This is a genomic window from Arthrobacter sp. StoSoilB20, assembly GCF_019977295.1.
Lineage (GTDB): Bacteria > Actinomycetota > Actinomycetes > Actinomycetales > Micrococcaceae > Arthrobacter > Arthrobacter nicotinovorans_A.
The window spans coordinates 1,935,294-1,952,422 of sequence record NZ_AP024651.1; the positions used below are offsets into that span (position 1 = coordinate 1,935,294).

Consider the following 17,129-nt stretch of genomic DNA (forward strand, 5'->3'; position numbering starts at 1 on the left):
CCCGCCAAAGTTACGCGTCCGGCCCACCCAGGATCGAGGAGGAGACGTGACGGAGTACTGGTACAACGTCAAGACGCATCAGATCGAAGAGGACGCCATGTCCGATTGGTCCCAGCTGATTGGACCCTATAAAACCAGGGAAGAAGCCGAGCACGCCTTGGAAAAGGTCAAAGCCCGCAATGACGCCTGGGACGCCCAGGACGAGGACTGACCTGTACGGGGACTAGAAGGAATGCTCAGGTCCGGGGAACTGCCCGGACCTGACGTCCTCCCCGTAGGCGGCAGCGGCGTCGGCCAAAGAAGTGCGGAGGTCAGCGTATTGCTTGACGAACTTTGCCATTTTGCCTCCGCGCAAACCGGCCATGTCCTGCCACACAAGCACCTGTCCGGTGGTGGTGTTGCCTGCGCCGATTCCCACGGTGGGTACGCGCAACGCTGCATCCACGGCGGCTGCGGTTTCCGCCGGCACCATTTCCATGAGCACGCTGAAAGCCCCCGCATCCTGCAAGGCAACAGCATCGTCGATGAGGCGTTGTGCGTCTTCTCCCCGGCCTTGGACCCGGTATCCGCCGAGGGCGTGTTCGCTTTGCGGCGTGAAGCCGATATGGGCCATGACAGGGATTCCGGCTTGGACCATGGCCTTGACAGTGTCCGCGTAGTAGGCGGTTCCCTCAATTTTGACGGCGTGCGCCAAGCCTTCCTTCAGGAAGCGGACACCGGTGGCAACTGCCTGTCCCGGGGAGACTTCATAGCTGCCAAAAGGAAGATCGGCCACGATCAGCGCGCGCTTTGCGGCCCGGCTTACGGCGCGCGTCAGCGGCAGCAGCTCGTCCACGGTGACCGGAAGGCTTGTTTCGTTGCCGTAGACGTTGTTCGACGCTGAATCACCCACGAGGAGGACTTCGATTCCTGCCTGGTCGAAGATTTCCGCCGTGTACTGCTCGTAGGCGGTCAGCATGGCGAACCGGGCACCGTTGTCCTTGGCCTGCTGGAGATGGTGGATCCTGACCCGGCCGGCAGGCTTTGAGGCCGCCGCGGAGGGTGACGTTGAGGGCGCTGAAGGGCCGGTCCCGTAAGGTGCGGGAACTTCAGCGGGCGTGGTGGACTCAGGGAGGTTGCTCGGGGCCATGGATAGAGCCTAAGCCGTGCCGACGGTGCCTGCCACCAGTGTGTCCGGCGTCACGGAATGTAAACGCTGTGTTACGCGAAGGTACTGCTGCGGCAATAGCAGCGAACTGTTAGTAGAGTGAAGGCTGAGTTGTCGTGGCTTCAAAGTCTTGGAACAAGCGGCATGGACACTGAATCGGAAAAGAGGCCCTATGGACCGCCAGCAAGAGTTCGTTCTGCGGACGATCGAAGAGCGTGACGTGCGCTTCGTACGCTTGTGGTTCACCGACGTCGTAGGTTCCCTTAAGTCGGTGGCGCTTGCGCCCGCCGAGGTCGAAGGCGCCTTTGAAGAAGGCCTTGGTTTTGACGGTTCGGCAATTGAGGGCCTCGCCCGCGTCTTTGAATCGGACATGCTGGCCCAACCTGACCCGTCCACCTTCCAGATCCTGCCGTGGCGTGGTGAAACAGAGCAGACCTCGCGCATGTTCTGTGACGTCCTGACCCCCGATGGCGAGCCGTCGGCCGCTGATCCCCGCAACGTACTGAAACGGACCCTGGCCAAGGCTGCGGACATGGGGTTCACCTGCTACACCCACCCGGAGATTGAGTTCTACCTCCTCAAGTCCAAGGACCTCGGGCCGGACGGCTCCCCGGTCCCGGTGGACGAGGGAGGCTACTTCGACCACGTTCCAGGCGGCGTTGCCCAGGACTTCCGCCGCACCGCGGTCACCATGCTCGAATCGGTCGGTATTTCCGTGGAATTCAGCCACCATGAAGGTGGTCCCGGCCAGAACGAGATCGACCTCCGTTACGCGGATGCGCTGCAGACCGCTGACAACATCATGACGTTCCGTACGGTCATCAAGGAAGTGGCCCTCCAGCAGGGAACCTACGCCACCTTCATGCCCAAGCCGTTCACCGACCACCCCGGCTCGGGAATGCACACCCACTTCTCCCTGTTCGAGGGCGATACCAACGCGTTCTTTGAAGCGGGCGCCGAGTTCCAGCTCTCCAAGACGGCACGCCAGTTCATCGCAGGAATCCTGAAGCATGCCCCCGAGTTCACCGCCGTCACCAATCAGTTCGTGAACTCCTACAAGCGGCTCTGGGGTGGCGGCGAGGCGCCAAGCTACCTGAGCTGGGGACACAACAACCGTTCGGCACTTGTTCGCGTTCCGTTGTACAAGCCCGGCAAGGGCCAATCGGCGCGCATCGAGTACCGCGGGATCGACTCCGCCACCAACCCCTACCTGGCGTACGCCGTTCTGCTGGGCGCCGGCCTGAAGGGCATCGAGGAAGGCTACGAACTTCCCGCTGCGGCCGAAGACGACGTGTGGTCGCTGACCACCGCAGAGCGCAGGGCCATGGGCCATGCGCCGTTGCCTGCCAGCCTCCACGACGCCATCCGTGCCATGGAGGAATCTGAACTTGTTGCGGAGATCCTGGGCGAACAGGTCTTCGAGCACTTCCTGCGCAACAAGCGCGCGGAATGGCAGGATTACCGCCTCCAGGTCACGCCATACGAGTTGCAGCGCAACCTCGGCATTCTGTAGGCAGGGCCAGTGAGCCTCGCACGTCGGCTCATTTCAGCCGGTTTCAGTGATCTCGAAAAAGCCGAACGGTTCCTTGCAGCCCCCGAACTTGAGGGGATTGACCAGGAATCGCTCTTTGCCGGGCTCTCCATGTCGGCGAGCCCGGACACCGCCCTCCAGTCATTGGTCCGGCTTCTCGAGAAAAACCCCGGGCTGAAGAAACTGGCTGCGGCGGACCAGGACAGCAGCGAGCCCATGTACCGCCTGCTCGGCGCTTCAGAGGCACTGGGGGAGTTCCTCATGCGCCGGCCCGAGCACTTGGACGTCTTTGATGTCCGCGTCAGCCCGGAGCCTCTCCAGGCCTCCAGCGAGGAACTCCGGGCAATGCTGCTCCGATCCGTGAAAGCCGAACCTGGAGCCCTGCGCCCAGTGGCGGGGATGACCGGGATGCCTGCCTATGCGGCCCTGAGGAGTGCTTATCGCCGGGGGCTGACTGAGTTGGCCATCAAGGATCTCTGTGCTGCCTCACCCCAGGACTTCATGCCCTCTGTCGGGGCCGAATTGGCCGACCTCGCCGGTGCCGCCATTGAGGCCGCCTTGGCCGTCTCGCGGGCCGAAGCCGCTGGACAGTATGCTGCCGCCGAGATCGCCGACGTCGGCCTTGCCGTCATGGGCATGGGTAAATGCGGCGCCCGTGAACTGAACTACATTTCCGACGTCGATGTCATTTACGTTATTGAGGCCGGTGAGCTGGAAGACGCCCGGGCATCGACCATCGGCACGGCACTGGCATCGGGAATATCCCGGGCAATCTCCTCGTCGGCACCAGAGCCCGGGCTGTGGGAAGTCGATGCCAACCTTCGTCCGGAGGGAAAGTCCGGGCCACTCGTCCGTACCCTGCCCTCGCACCTGAGCTACTACGCACGCTGGGCCGAAAGCTGGGAGTTCCAGGCGCTGCTCAAGGCGAGGACCATCGCAGGTGACCGGGAACTGGGCCAGCGCTATGAGAAGGCAGTTGAACCCTTGGTGTGGGCCTCGGCGGGACGCGAGGGGTTCGTCGAATCGGTCCAGGCGATGCGGCGAAGGGTAACCGACTACATTCCGGCAGCCGAAGAGCAACGCCAGATCAAGCTGGGACGGGGCGGCCTCCGCGATGTGGAGTTCACTGTCCAGCTGCTGCAGCTGGTCCATGGTAAATCCGACGAGTCGCTCCGGTGCAAGGACACCACTTCGGCCATAGCCGCACTGTCCGCTGGAGGCTACATTGGCCGCACGGATGCAGCCGCTTTCGACAACGCCTACCGCTACCTCCGCCTGCTGGAGCACCGGATCCAGCTTTTCCAGCTGCGCCGTACCCACCTTATGCCTGTCACGGAGGATGCCCAGCGGTTCCTTGCCAAAGCTGTCCTGGGACCCTTCTCCATGGAGCGGCCCCACCCTGACCAGCTGATGGCCACCTGGCAGAAAACCAAAAAATCCGTGCGGGAGCTTCACGAGCGGATTTTCTACCGCCCCCTGCTCAATACTGCGGCCAAGCTCAGCAGCGAAGACGCCAAGCTCAGCCCCGAGGCAGCCCAGGGCCGGCTTGCGGCCCTGGGCTACTCGGATCCGCAGGGAGCCATGCGGCACATTGAAGCGCTGACAGCGGGGGTCAGCCGGCGGGCTGCCTTGCAGCGGCAGCTTCTGCCGATCCTGCTGGGCTGGCTCGCTGATGGCGTGGACCCTGACGCCGGCCTGCTTGCTTTCCGCAGGGTCAGTGAGGCTTTGGGAACCACTCACTGGTACCTGGGCCTGTTGAGGGATTCCCAAGCCGCGGCAGAACGCCTGTGCCAGGTGTTGGCTAATTCCCGGTTGATCTCGGATCTGTTGGAAGTTTCCCCGGAATCCGTGGCCTGGCTGGGCAGCGACAAAGAGCTGGTGCCCATCAGCTTCGAAGCCCAATGGCAGGAAATCCAGTCCAAGCTGTCCCGGCACCCGGATCCCGAAAGTGCCATGAGGCTCATCCGCTTGATCCGGCGCCGCGAAATCCTGCGGACAGCGATTGCCGACAGCTCCGGATTGCTGGACCAGGATGCAGTGGGACTTGCTTTGGCCGAGACGGATCGTGCCGCCGTTCTAGGGGCATTGCACGTGGCGGAAGCCGTGATTGCCTCCGATGGACCACTCAAAACGGATGTCCTGGTGGTGGCCATGGGGCGTCAGGGGGGACGGGAGATCGGCTACGGCTCGGACGCGGACGTCATCTACGTGCATCGTGCCCGGCCCGGGTTTTCCGAGGCAGAAGCCCAGGAGCAGGCGACGGCGATCGTCGCCAAAGTTTCCAGCTTCCTCACCCAGCCACTCAAGCCGGCGATCATGGCCGAAAGGGTCCTCATGGTAGACGCGGACCTGCGGCCAGAGGGAAAGAACGGCGCAATGGTCCGCTCGCTGGAGTCGTATTCGGAGTACTACCGCCGCTGGTCGCTGATCTGGGAGGCCCAGGCACTGCTGCGGGCGCGCCCCATGGCTGGTTCCGACGAGCTGGCTGCCGATTTCCTCAAGCTCATCGATCCGATCCGCTACCCCCGGGAACTGGCGGAACAGGATGTCCGGGAAGTCCGTCGGATCAAGGCACGCGTTGAATCAGAGCGGCTGCCACGTGGCGCTGATCCTGCGCGTCACGTCAAGCTTGGACGCGGTGGGCTCAGTGACGTCGAATGGCTGGTCCAGTTGCTTCAACTGCAGCACGCAGGCAAGCATGTGGAACTCCGCACCACTTCCACCCTTGAAGCCCTCGAAGCGGCGGAAAAGCTGGACTTCATCAGTCACGATGACGCCGCACTTCTGCGGGACGCGTGGAGCTTTGCCAGCCGGATCCGTTCAGCGAATGTGATCGTCACCGGACGGGCTTCGGACCTCCTGCCCTCATCCCGGAAAGACCTTGAAGCTGCAGCGCGATGGTGTGGGTATGCTCCCGGACATGCGGGCCAGTTCGAAGAGGACTACCTGCGGCTGAGCCGGCGGGCCAGGGGTGTGTTCGAGAAGGTGTTCTACGGCAATTAGCCCATGGGCAGTGCGGCCTGGGCCTTTTCACGGGCATGCCGCAGCATGGCGACCACCGGCACGCCGGGAACCAGCGCGCCGTCGGCTACGTAACCCTCCTCCCGGTCCTGGAGTGTTTCCACCATCCGTCCGCGCCATAGTCGCAGTTGGTGGTGGTGTGCGGGGTCTTCGGCGAGGTTGAATCGTTCCTGGGGATCGGCGTCGAGGTTGAACAGTTCTTCTGTGCCCTTCCCGGAACCCCAGATGTACTTGTGATGGCCATCGGTCAGCCAATGCAGGTTCTGCCCCCAGTAGAGGTGTTCACCGTGCAGGACCTGCCGGACGGCCCCGGTATCCTGCCCACGCACCAGCGGGGCAAGGGACTTGCCGTCCACCGAGTCCGGGATGGGCAGCCCGGCCAGGTCCAGCAGCGTGGGCATGATGTCGCGCAGTTCCACCACGTGGTCCACCACGGCTCCGCGTGCAGCGTCCCTTGCTGCCGGGGCGTTGGCGATGATGAAGGGAATCCGTGCAGACCCCTCGTAGGGGACCGCTTTGCGGAACATCCGGTGGTCGCCCATCATTTCACCGTGGTCACTGGTGAAGGCGATCACCGTATTGCCATCCAGCCCGAAGTCCGCCAACGACTCCCTGATCCGGTTGATCTGCAGGTCGATCTGCGCCATCAGCCCGTAGTAGCCTGCCCTGGCCCGGTGGACCACGTGGTCCGGCATGCGGCCATAGCTCGCTTGGTAGTCGCCATCCTTCCGGTGCTCGTCCCAGTGGTGTTCCCAGTTGCCCAGCACTGGTTCGTAGTCCGGTATGCCGAGGTACTGCTCAAACGCCCACGACGGCGGATCGTACGGTGGGTGCGGACGGTGGAAGGAGAGGTAGAGGAAGAAGGGCTTCACCGGGTCACGGCGGTGCATCCACTCGATGGCCTGCGTTCCGATCCAATGCGTGGGGTGAAGGTTTTCGGCTTTATCCCACGGCCGGGCGACGATCGAGTTGCAGTTTACGCCGTGATCGAAATACTCGGCGTCCGGACCGGCTCCTGGCTGCTTTCTAAGCCACGGCACGTAGTCGTCAAACATGGCGAAGTGCTGCCGATGTTCCCGCCGTGCGTGGTGAAGGTAGCCGTCATGGAGGATCACGTCATCGAAGCCGAGCCTGGAGCGTTCCGGCCATACATGCATCTTGCCGATCGCCTGTGTGTGGTAGCCGCCCTTTCTGAACTCGTCCTGTACTGTCACCGGGTGGACTGCATGGAAGGGTACGCCGTCGTTGTACCCCACCCGGCCGTGCCGTTCCTGGGACTGGCCGGTAAACAGGGCCGCCCGGGCAGGAACACAGGAAGGTGTAGCAGAGTAGCCTTTGGAGAACCGCACGCCGCTACGGGCGAGTTCGTCGAGATGGGGTGTTTCGACGTAGGGATGACCGTCAGAGGACAGGCAGTCGCCCCTCCACTCATCCACACAGATCAGAATGACGTTCGGCCGGCCCATGGAAGGTTCCTTCGACGTAGGGAACTGATGTGACAACCCTAGTAGGAAGACCCCGCAAAATGCTCGAATATGACTCAGGAGATCCGTTTTCGAGCGTGAGTGATCACATCGATGTCGGTGACGTTTGGCTGATCCCGCTCAAACTCCTGGACGATGACGCACGGGCCATCCAACTCGGTTCCGTCGCCGGACTGGCCGTCGAGGAGCCGCAGCGGGCATTCGTCGGTGACCCTCTCCGGATGATGCTGATAGCCCTGGAGGAAGAGTCCCGCATGCCGTATGTCATCGAGTCCGGGGGCATCGCTGTTGGCGCGCTGACCCTCCAATCCGGTGCCGCCCGGTTGGCAGGTTGGTCCGACGACGATTCTGTGTGGCTTCTCAGGGGCTTCCTGATTGACTCGCGAAGCCAAGGGCGAGGCTTGGGAACACGGGCCGCGCGCGCGGCTGTGGAGGAAGCTCGAAAGCTGACGGGACGGCTGGGAGGCGGCCAGGCCGGCGTCGTGCTTTCCGTTAACGAGCGCAATCCGGCTGGCCAGGCTGCTTACTCCAAGGCGGGCTTCGGTGATGTCGGCAGGTATGAGGGAGGCGGTTCCGGCCCGCAGCGCATCATGTACCGGGCTTTTACGTGATTCGGGTGTCAACTACGGTTGACGCTACGCAGGTCGTCAACTAACGTTGACGATATGGAGGTGGACCGGATGAAGACACTGGTGGGATCGATGGATGGAATGGGCCCGGCTGAGGCACTGTATGCCGTGGCGGAACTTCAGAAGGAAGTGGGTCGGCGCGAGGCGTCCCTGGTTCGCGCGGCCAGGCAATCCGGGTTGTCGTGGGAGGCGATAGCCCTTTGCCTTGGCGTGAGCAAGCAGGCTGTGCATAAGAAGTACGGAAAACAATAGAGCGGGTCCGGAGCGAAGGGGGCTGGTCCGCACTGCCCGCTGTCCTTTAGGATGCTCCCGTGACAAGCATGGTGGATCCGGACGGTGCAGCTTTCTCCACCACGTGCTGTTTCCGCTGCGCGCAGGCGGGGCCGCACTGGTCATCGCGTTACGGGCGGGCGGGTACCTTTGCCTGCCGGCGCTGCTTCGCCACCTTCTCTGACGACGGAGTGTGTGAGGCCTCCGCGGGAGCGGGAAATCCAGGGCGCGAGGGACTGCCGTTTCCGGCAAACCAAGTAGTCTCCGCGCCCGGCAAGGAAAAAACGAGTACACGCTACTCGTGACCCCACTGTTCCTGCAAAGGCAGCATGGTGGCTATGACAACGTATGTGGTTGAACCAGCGGCCCTGCTCCATCGCTGCCAGTGCTGCGGCGAAGAAACCGACACGGTGTTCTGCGCCGACTGTGCGGCACCGGAAGAATCCGGACAATCGCCAAGAACCCAGCACTGATCGCTTCCCTGTGCAGGCGCTCATGCTTCGGGTAGTGTCGCCGCTGTGCATCAAGCTGCGCAGACGCTAAGTATCCTTATAGACTTCTTCTGTCACTGTTCTCCAGGCAGAGGAAAAGTCCATGGAATACAACGGAAGTTCGACAGAGAAGACCTTAACAGCCGGGGAGTTGGACCGGCGCCACGTGGGTCAGTCCGTGAGCTTTCAGCCCAATGACTTCACTGTGGTCTTCGGAACCATCGCGGGCATTGCGCGAACTGAAGCGCTGGTCTACTTATCGCTCGCAGGAGTGGGTGGCGGCACCCACCTCAAGGACGAATACGACCTCACCATAGATCACAAGGTCTACCTTCAGCTTGATCCGCTCGGCAGCGCTGAGAAGGGTCTTTCGGAAGCGGCCGGGTTCGTGAAGGAGAAACTGGACGAAATCGCCAGGAATATCCGCGAACGCGATCAGGATAAGACTGAGTAGTCTGCGACTGCACCAAGAAACGATCCCCGGTCCGTATGGGCCGGGGATCGCCTTTGTTAATGCGTGTGGTGGAGCTTAGACGCCGTAGTAGAGCTCGAACTCGTAGGGGTTCGGGCGCAGAGACAGCGGGCGGATCTCGTTCTCGTACTTGTAGTCGATCCAAGTATCGATGAGGTCCTGGGTGAAGACGCCACCGGCCTGGAGGAACTCGTTGTCCTCGCGAAGGGCCTCGAGGGCTTCTTCCAGGGAGCCCGGCGCCTTGGGGATGTCCTTGGCTTCCTCGGCGGGGAGCTCGTAGAGGTCCTTGTCGATCGGTGCCGGCGGCTCGATGCGGTTGCGGATACCGTCAATGCCGGCCATCAGCTGCGCGGCGAACGCCAGGTACGGGTTGGAGGAGGGGTCCGGAGCGCGGAACTCGATGCGCTTGGCCTTCGGGTTGGTGCCCGTGATGGGGATGCGGATGCCTGCGGAGCGGTTGCCCTGCGAGTAAACCATGTTTACGGGGGCTTCGAAGCCCTTGACCAAGCGGCGGTAGGAGTTGACCGTCGGGTTGGTGAATGCCAGGACCGCGGAGGAGTGCTTCAGCAAGCCGCCGATGTACCAGCGGGCCATGTCCGAGAGGCCTGCGTAGCCCTTTTCGTCATAGAACAGGGGATCGCCGTTGCTCCACAGCGACTGGTGGCAGTGCATGCCCGAGCCGTTGTCACCGAAGACAGGCTTCGGCATGAAGGTAACGGACTTGCCCCAAGCATCTGCTGTGTTCTTGATGATGTACTTGAACTTCTGCAGATCATCAGCAGCCGCGGTCAGGGTGGTGAACTTGTAGTTGATCTCAGCCTGGCCGGCGGATCCAACCTCGTGGTGGGAGCGCTCAACTTCGAGGCCTGCCTTGTCCAGCTCGATGCACATGGCATCGCGGAGGTCGGCCTGCTTGTCAGTGGGGGAGACCGGGAAGTAACCGCCCTTGACCGGAGTCTTGTAACCGAGGTTGCCGCCCTCTTCCTTGCGGCCAGTGTTCCAGTGGGCTTCTTCAGAGTCGATCTTGTAGAAGCTGCCCTGCGGGGAGGACTCGTACTGGATGTTGTCGAAGACGAAGAACTCGGCTTCGGGAGCGAAGAACGCGGTATCGGCGATGCCGGTGGATGCCAGGTACGCTTCAGCCTTCTCAGCTACGCCACGGGGATCGCGGTGGTAAGGATCACCGGTGCGGGGGTTCACGATGGAGAAGTTCAGCGCGAGTGTCTTCTCGATGCGGAAGGTGTCGATGAAAGCCGAGGTCACATCCGGGATGAGCTGCATGTCGGATTCGGCGATGCCCTGGAAGCCGCGGATGGAAGATCCGTCGAAGAGCTGGCCGTGGACGAAGAAATCGAGGTCGACGCTCTTGGCCGGCACATTGAAGTGCTGCTGGACACCAGGAAGGTCGGTGAAGCGGATATCGACGAATTTGACGTCTTCGTCTTTGATGAACTTGAGGACTTCGTCCGCAGTCTTGAACATCTATGCTCCTTATGCATATCAAGTAACAGGCCCGGAAGGCCGCGTGGTGCAGCCCATGCCAAAGCTCCGGAGACACAAAACATCCCCTTGCAGTGGTGGCTGGCAACTCATACCACCATAGGGAGATGGGATTTCCCGGGGGTGTCAGTATTGTTTCCGGCAGGTTACAGAATCATCTGTTGTGTAAACGGTAGTCGGCTTCACCGTCTCTGGTCCAAGCGGGTCCGGTGGGCGAACACTGCAGCCGCCTGAACACCGCCGCCGGTCCCTTGCTGAAGCCGCTGTGAGTCGGACAGCAGGCATGCCAGCAGTTAGGCTTGAGGGGTGGTTGATCGAAAAGACATAGGCTCCTGGCTCAGTGGTCCGGACACTTCAGGAATCTCAAAATACCCCGGCGAGAGGCTTGGGCTGCCCGAATCGGGCCCAGGCTCCACCGCCCGCGCCGGTCGCCGCATCCTGGCCATCATGGTGGATTGGACCATCGCGTTGGTCATCAGCAATTTTGCCTTTGGGGGAAACCAATGGGCAACGCTGGCAGTTTTTGCTGCCGAGCAGATTCTTTTGATTGGCACCTTGGGCTACAGCATCGGGCACCGGATCGTTGGGATCCATGTGGTCCGCCTGGGAGGTGGCCCGGCAGGCCCCGTGGCCGCGCTGGTCCGGACAATTCTTTTGTGCTTGGTCATACCGGCAGTTGTCTTTGATCCCGACCAGCGTGGCCTCCACGACAAAGCCATGAACACGATCCTTATCCGGATGTAGGGTTTCCTCCCTGAACAAAGCCAACAAAAAACCGCTGCGCCCGGATCGGGAGCGGCGGTTTTTTGTTGGGCAGTATTTTTGTTGCCAGGAAGAATGTCAGCGTCCGCGTGCGGCCTTGCGGTCAGGGCGGGCCTTGTAGGGGTCGATGCCCTTGGGAATCGGCAGGCGGTTTCCCAGCGAGTTGATGCGCTTGCTCACGGCATTGACCTCAATTTTGGTGAGCTCGTTCTTGAGCTTGCCCATGGTCTTCGCCAGCTTGTTCAGCGGCACCTGGCCTTCTCCGCGCCCGGATTCCAGAACGTGGATGGTGACGTTCGGGAGGATGCGGGCGAGGCGCTTGCGCTCTGCATCCACGAGGGGCTTGACGCGGTGGGTGGGTCCCTCGCTGACAAGTACTACACCGGGGCGGCCTATCGCCATGAAGACGGCGTCCTGTGTGCGGGGGTTGACAGCTACGGGCTGGTCCTGGGTGACCCAACCGCGGCGAAGGGTTCCCAGGGCTGCGCCGGAGGCGCCGGGCTGGTTCTCGATCTGCGCGAAGGCGGCTTTCTCGGCCCTTCGGGAAAGGATGAAGACCGCCGCCAAAAGACCCAGTGGAATACCAATGATCAGGCCGGTGACCCAGTTCTCCAGGAGGAAGCCGACCAGGAATGCGACCGCCACCACAGCAAGGAATGCCAGCACCATGATCCATACAACCTGGGGATCATTCCGCCGGGTCATTTTGAAGACTTCAGCGATCTGCTTCAGTTGGCTGGGCTTCTTTGCCTTGGCTTCCTTGGGCTTGCGCTGGAACAGCCCACGCTTGGGGGCGTCGGCCGAGGGGGTCGATTTGCTGGAATCAGGGGAGTTCGCCATAGTGCCTTAATTCTACGTGATCCATGCCCGGACACCGGACGCCTTGGGGAACTGCGCCGGAGCGCCATCGATTCATTTTTGATTTCTTCGTCATGATCCAGCCCGCCATGTCACTTCGTTTAAGTGACTCCCAAGCGCCGGAGTGACTCGATACTGCGCATTTCCCCGTTCGATCCCCATAGGAACCACATGCCCGATTTGCCGCCACTGCTCACCATCGTCCTTGAGGAAACCGGACAACTCGACCGCGAGTCAGTCATGTACCGGCGACTGATTGCTGCACGCTTGCGGCTTGAATCCCACTTCGCCGTCCTCCATGTGGCCGAGTCCTTGACAACGCCCGTCATTGCCAGGCTTTGCCGGGAAATCGACAGCAAGTACGTCATCTTTATGAGAACTTCCCACCTGTTGTCCGCGAACTACGTCGCCACGATCTTTGAGTACCTCAAGTCGCGCACTGTCTATCTCGCGGAGCCTGTCATCTACACAGGGCCCATCCCCAAGAATGTGGCTGGAACCAAGCTCGATGACACTTACAACTACGCCCGCGACACCGATGTCTTTGGCAGTGCTTTCAACACCAGGAGATTGTCCGATGCCCTGGAGGCGCTTGGGGATGTGGATCGTTCAGCCATATACACCAGCTACCGGATGTACTGGTCCATAGCCAAGGTCAGGCCACTTATCACGGGTTTCTCTACAGCCTCGGACACCAAGGCTGCAACCGGCCTCAGGGTTTCTGCAGAGGCCAGCCGCCTGATGCCGGTGATGCCCCTTCCTTCCAAGGAAATCCGACTGCAGGTTCTGCGCTACGTTTCTCTGTTTCTCAGGGGCATCCGGGGACAGAAGGCGACGTCCATTTCCCTGAACCACTTGAGGGACCTCATCCGCGGTTTCGAACTGATGGAACTTCTGGCCATGGTGGAGACCTTGCAGCCTTTCGAAGCCGCGTGGATCCGTTGGCTGGACGACCCGGCAGACGGCAAGCAGTTCTTCAAGCAATTGAGCACCAAGGACGCCTACCTGGTTTTTCGCCCCAATACCGATGACGGCGGCGCCGGGGAGGTGCCCCTGTATGAGTTGCTGTTCGACCAGGAAATCCTGACCATCAACAAGTGCTACCGGGCACGCAATCTCAGGTCCGGCCATGCCAGGCCCGGCAGTTACAACTTCTATAACCGGCCGATCCGTCCTTCCTCGACCATCCTCTTCTTCGACCGGCCCTTTCAGGCAGATGACAACGCAGAGCACTTGTACGAGTACTTCACGGCAAAGCACCCCGAGTTCGACCAAGCGTACTTCGCAATCAACCCCAAGTCGCCTGATTGGGATCGGCTTCAAGCCAAGGGCTTCAAGCTGATCTCAATCTTCACCAAGGAGTTCTACGAGAAATTCCTTGTATCGGACCTCGTCGTCTCCTCCCAGATCTACAGCATCAGGTATCGGGGCAAGTCCTTCGCCAACTCGCGTTTTGTCTACCTTCAGCATGGAATCCAACTCAATGACATGTCCGACTGGGTGCTCTCCAAGTATTTCGATGTCTTCATTGCCACGGGCAGGATCGAGGCCGAATACATGGAAAAACTTGCCCCCATTGAAACGCTGAACAGTGGATTGCCCCGTTACGAGTCCTTGAACCGCGACACCCTCGGGCAACAGCATCTTCTCTTTATGCCAACGTGGCGCTTCAACCTGCACCAGTCCTCCACCGAGCACTTTGTCCAGTCGAGCTATTTCCAAGCCATTGACGCGTTGCTGTCGGACCACGCCCTCCTGAAGTTCCTTGAGGAAACTGACCGGATAATGCACGTGAAGCTGCATCCGAATGTGGAAAAGCGTGCCGGTCAGTTCAGGTTCACAGATCGCATCGTGAAGTCGGAATTGAGCTATCGGGAAGCGATCCGTGCCGCCGAGTTGGTAGTGACCGACTACAGCTCAGCAGCCCTTGACGCAGCATTCGTGGGCACACCGATCGCCTACTACCACTGGGACGCAGCCGACTTCTTCAACGACCAACCCTATGAAAGCCGTCTGGACTACGCCGACGAGGGGCTGGGCCCGGTGTTCCATGAGCACGCCGGGTTGATCAATTACATCGTCCGGGAGGAATTCACTGTCACCGATCCTGAGTACATCGGGCGCCGGGAACGATTCTTTGAAGGCGTGGATCCAGGACGCATCAATGAAAAGATCGTCGAAAGGATGTTGAGTCTCTGATGGCGTTGGTTCATGGCTTCAGAAGGAGCATCACCAAAGCAGGCCGCGCGGCAGCCTACTCGCCTGCCGGCCTGGAGGTCGCCAGGGCAGTCCTGGCGACCCGCGCTGATTCGCCCGTGCGGCGCATCATTAAGGCAAGAGGCCTGGAGGGAAGAATACGCCGGGTTGCCTCCGAGAGCCTCCCGCAGGGGGTCTACTTTGCGAAACTGACCCTGGGCAATTGGGAGGCTTGGAAGGGGCATCAGTTCCGGCTCCTTCAGGATGGGAAAGTAGTCTACGGAAACCAGGTTGAGCCTCCGGCCCGCGGCTTTCCTCTGGAATACCGCAACATCATGGTCACGTCGGAGGACCCCTCCCGCTTCACGATCGATATCGACGTGCCATATGAATTGAAAATCGGGCGCGGAGCATTCACCACCCAACAGCAGCTCGCCTACGACGAGCGGTACGGCGTGGAGCAGCACGGGGACGTGTTTTACTCCCTGCGGGGAAACACGAAAAACCCGAAGAAAATGCTCATCACCTTTCCGGGATTCGGCCCCTCAACAACGCGGATTTCCTATGCGGTCAGCTACCTTAAGGACCTCACTGAGGTGGACCTGCAAGAGACCCTGATGGTGTGCTTCCAAGACCGTTACCTGGTGGCGGGTTCCTACATGATGGTGGACAACTCGGGAAGACCTCTGGACAGCAGGGTTGGGGGAGCTATTGAAGGACTCCGGAGCCGGTTCAACATAGATGCCCAGGAGATGCTGTTCTTCGGAGCTTCCAAGGGTGGTTCCATTGCCATCCACTACGCGGAGAATTATCCCCGGGCCGCGTTGCTGCTGGCTGTCCCGCAAATGAACCTGCCGTATTACTTCAATAAGCCGTTTTTCAGGGACAACCTCTTGCAGAATCCCGCTCTGCGCGAAGTCGAACAACCAGAGGAGCGGCTCCGCAGGTACTTGGCGGAAGGACGCAGGATTGACTACTTCTATACGAATTCCGATGAGCTGAGCAATCACTCACTGATCGAACTGGCATCCGATATACCCAATCTCTCCAAATACCGCATCCACGGCGGGCACTCAGACGTCGCAAGGTCCGCCCTGCCTGCCATGTTGTGTATTTTGCGAAGCTTCCTCAGCGGCCCGATTGACAAAGAGTTCGCCTGCGAAGAATTGCGAACTTTCCGATATGACCAGAGCGTACAAGTACAGGTCCGGATCGACGCCGAAGCTTCCATGGTCGCCGGGGCCAACTGGTTCGTTGCCGGGAGTTCAGGGCGAACGCGGTTCCTTCAGCTGATGACGGAACACTCCTACCATTTCGTCAAGTACACCGCAGGCGAGCAGAGTCTTTGCCCCGCCTACGACCCCATCGATCAGCTCTCCGAGGTCATTGCCCTGACGCCCGGTGGAACCACGTGGACGGCTGCTCTGCCTGCGGCGGTCAAACCAGGAACCCGGGTGCTGAAAAAGAGCCTTAGTTTCCAGCCGCTGACTCTTGAGACAGAAACCACGCAAGAGTACGCAATACTCGACGGCGACACCCTCGCCCGCTTCCGTTATGACTGCCGTGCCCTGGCCGGTGACGGCGACACCATGGAAATCCATTTCGCGGCCACAACAGATTCAGTAACTGCAGACATCCCTGACAGCAGCTCTCGGACCGCCTTCAAGGCAGTAGTTCAACCACTCGATGGCTGGGCATTGGCGGACATCGCAGCCTTGAGGTTCGTCATCGCTGCCGGGGTGCGGCGGTTGCTGCTTGTGATCGATGCCGATGCAGACCCCGAGGCCGTCGAAGTCCTTTCCGCCATCGATTGGGAGGACGCCAGTGTTGTGCAGGCCGACTCCAAGGAGGTGTTGGCCGGTGCAGGACATCACTGATTCACCCAGCCGTGCCCAAGCGCCAAAGAACCAGATCATCCGCTCCTACGCCGACGTCGCCGCGGTTCAAGACAATGTGGTGCATCTCAAAGAGACACCAGGTTCCGAATTCACATCATCAAGTGTGGAGTTTGCCGGCAGCGGAAATGTCCTTTTCGTGGAGGACGGAACAAGGCTCCGCAACACCAGGCTCCGCTTTCTGGGCAACGACGCCGTGATCCATCTAAGGAAGTCCCATGGCTTCCTCAGGCTGATTGTGACCGTGTTCGAAGAATCCGTTTTTTACTTGGGGCCAGGCGCAACCTTCACGGCCGAAGCGCGCGTCCTTCCCACTGAACGCAAGCATGTGATCGTCGGACGGGATGCAATGTTTTCATCACGGGTTGCTTTCCGAACGGCCGACCCTCATTTGATCTACTCGGTGGAGCACCACCAACGCATCAATCCGAGCGAATCGATTTGGGTAGGGGACCACGTGTGGTTGGGGGAAGATACCCTTCTCCTCAAGGGAGCGAAGGTTGGTTCCGGTAGCATTCTTGCTGCCCGGGCGTTGATTACCAAGAACGTCCCTTCAAATGCGACCGCTGCAGGCGTACCGGCCAGAATTGTCAGCAAGGGGATCTTTTGGACCCGCCCATCCGTCCACGGATATACGGAAAGCCAGACTAAAAAGAGCCTGGTCCATGCCGGGGACGAATTTATCTTCGCTCCGGACGAACACGTTATTGACATACCCACCCTGGAACGCGGCCTGGAGGCAGCGACCTCCGGCATAGGCCGTGCCGCCTGGTGTTTCCAACTGGATCACATGGGTGCCCGGAACCGCTTCTACCTGGATTAGAAACGACTCAGCCATTGGAAACGACTAAGCCGCGCCGCCAGAAATGGCGG

The 17,129-nt window shown here is 60.6% G+C and carries 14 protein-coding genes; 10 read left to right on the forward strand and 4 right to left on the reverse strand.

Annotation, left to right across the window (positions count from 1 at the left end; translation table 11 throughout):
* The first annotated feature begins 46 nt into the window (after positions 1-46).
* Positions 47-211, forward strand: a complete 165-nt coding sequence (locus LDN85_RS08730; protein WP_139183528.1) for an SPOR domain-containing protein — start codon at positions 47-49, stop codon at positions 209-211.
* A gap of 12 nt (positions 212-223) precedes the next feature.
* Here the strand turns inward: LDN85_RS08730 and panB are convergent, their stop codons facing one another.
* The gene (gene panB / locus LDN85_RS08735; RefSeq protein ID WP_026542528.1) at positions 224-1,129 is read right to left on the reverse strand and encodes a 3-methyl-2-oxobutanoate hydroxymethyltransferase; all 906 of its coding nucleotides are present in this window, start codon (positions 1,127-1,129) and stop codon (positions 224-226) included.
* 190 nt (positions 1,130-1,319) lie between these two features.
* On the opposite strand from panB, the gene glnA (LDN85_RS08740) reads away from it, so the two are divergent.
* A complete protein-coding gene (gene glnA / locus LDN85_RS08740) occupies positions 1,320-2,660 on the forward strand; it encodes a type I glutamate--ammonia ligase (RefSeq protein WP_026542529.1) in 1,341 nt (446 codons plus the stop codon).
* A gap of 9 nt (positions 2,661-2,669) precedes the next feature.
* A complete protein-coding gene (locus LDN85_RS08745) occupies positions 2,670-5,681 on the forward strand; it encodes a bifunctional [glutamine synthetase] adenylyltransferase/[glutamine synthetase]-adenylyl-L-tyrosine phosphorylase (protein WP_223945140.1) in 3,012 nt (1,003 codons plus the stop codon).
* Here LDN85_RS08745 and LDN85_RS08750 read toward each other — a convergent pair.
* Positions 5,678-7,165, reverse strand: a complete 1,488-nt coding sequence (locus tag LDN85_RS08750) for an arylsulfatase (RefSeq protein ID WP_223945141.1) — start codon at positions 7,163-7,165, stop codon at positions 5,678-5,680. The genes LDN85_RS08745 and LDN85_RS08750 overlap by 4 nt on opposite strands.
* A gap of 59 nt (positions 7,166-7,224) precedes the next feature.
* Between LDN85_RS08750 and LDN85_RS08755 the strand changes: the two genes are divergently transcribed.
* From LDN85_RS08755 to LDN85_RS08765, 3 genes are all read left to right on the forward strand, one after another.
* Positions 7,225-7,794 (forward strand): GNAT family N-acetyltransferase, encoded by a 570-nt coding sequence (locus tag LDN85_RS08755; RefSeq protein WP_223945142.1) that lies wholly within the window; start codon positions 7,225-7,227, stop codon positions 7,792-7,794.
* 54 nt (positions 7,795-7,848) lie between these two features.
* The gene (locus LDN85_RS08760) at positions 7,849-8,064 is read left to right on the forward strand and encodes a hypothetical protein (RefSeq protein ID WP_026542533.1); all 216 of its coding nucleotides are present in this window, start codon (positions 7,849-7,851) and stop codon (positions 8,062-8,064) included.
* 612 nt (positions 8,065-8,676) lie between these two features.
* The gene (locus tag LDN85_RS08765; protein ID WP_223945143.1) at positions 8,677-9,027 is read left to right on the forward strand and encodes a hypothetical protein; all 351 of its coding nucleotides are present in this window, start codon (positions 8,677-8,679) and stop codon (positions 9,025-9,027) included.
* A gap of 75 nt (positions 9,028-9,102) precedes the next feature.
* On the opposite strand, the gene glnA (LDN85_RS08770) is transcribed toward LDN85_RS08765, so the two are convergent.
* Complete coding sequence (glnA, locus tag LDN85_RS08770; protein WP_024820496.1) at positions 9,103-10,527, reverse strand: type I glutamate--ammonia ligase; 1,425 nt, start codon at positions 10,525-10,527, stop codon at positions 9,103-9,105.
* A gap of 324 nt (positions 10,528-10,851) precedes the next feature.
* Here glnA (LDN85_RS08770) and LDN85_RS08775 point away from each other — a divergent pair, with 324 nt between their 5' ends.
* On the forward strand, positions 10,852-11,289 hold the full coding sequence (locus LDN85_RS08775) for an RDD family protein (protein WP_026542535.1): 438 nt from the start codon (positions 10,852-10,854) through the stop codon (positions 11,287-11,289).
* A gap of 96 nt (positions 11,290-11,385) precedes the next feature.
* Here LDN85_RS08775 and LDN85_RS08780 read toward each other — a convergent pair whose 3' ends face one another.
* Positions 11,386-12,147: a DUF4191 domain-containing protein gene (locus LDN85_RS08780; protein ID WP_026542536.1), complete on the reverse strand. Its 762-nt coding sequence runs from the start codon at positions 12,145-12,147 to the stop codon at positions 11,386-11,388.
* Positions 12,148-12,336: 189 nt separating this feature from the next.
* Between LDN85_RS08780 and LDN85_RS08785 the strand changes: the two genes are divergently transcribed.
* The 3 genes from LDN85_RS08785 to LDN85_RS08795 are packed head-to-tail and all read left to right on the forward strand — an operon-like array spanning position 12,337 to position 17,079.
* Entirely contained in the window at positions 12,337-14,364 is a 2,028-nt protein-coding gene (locus LDN85_RS08785) for a CDP-glycerol glycerophosphotransferase family protein (protein WP_223945144.1), read from the forward strand.
* On the forward strand, positions 14,364-16,238 hold the full coding sequence (locus LDN85_RS08790; protein ID WP_223945145.1) for a hypothetical protein: 1,875 nt from the start codon (positions 14,364-14,366) through the stop codon (positions 16,236-16,238). The genes LDN85_RS08785 and LDN85_RS08790 overlap by 1 nt, the downstream gene beginning before the upstream one ends.
* Positions 16,222-17,079 carry an acyltransferase gene (locus LDN85_RS08795; protein ID WP_223945146.1) on the forward strand — a complete coding sequence of 286 codons (858 nt, stop codon included), beginning with the start codon at positions 16,222-16,224 and terminating at the stop codon, positions 17,077-17,079. The genes LDN85_RS08790 and LDN85_RS08795 overlap by 17 nt, the downstream gene beginning before the upstream one ends.
* Positions 17,080-17,129: the final 50 nt, after the last annotated feature.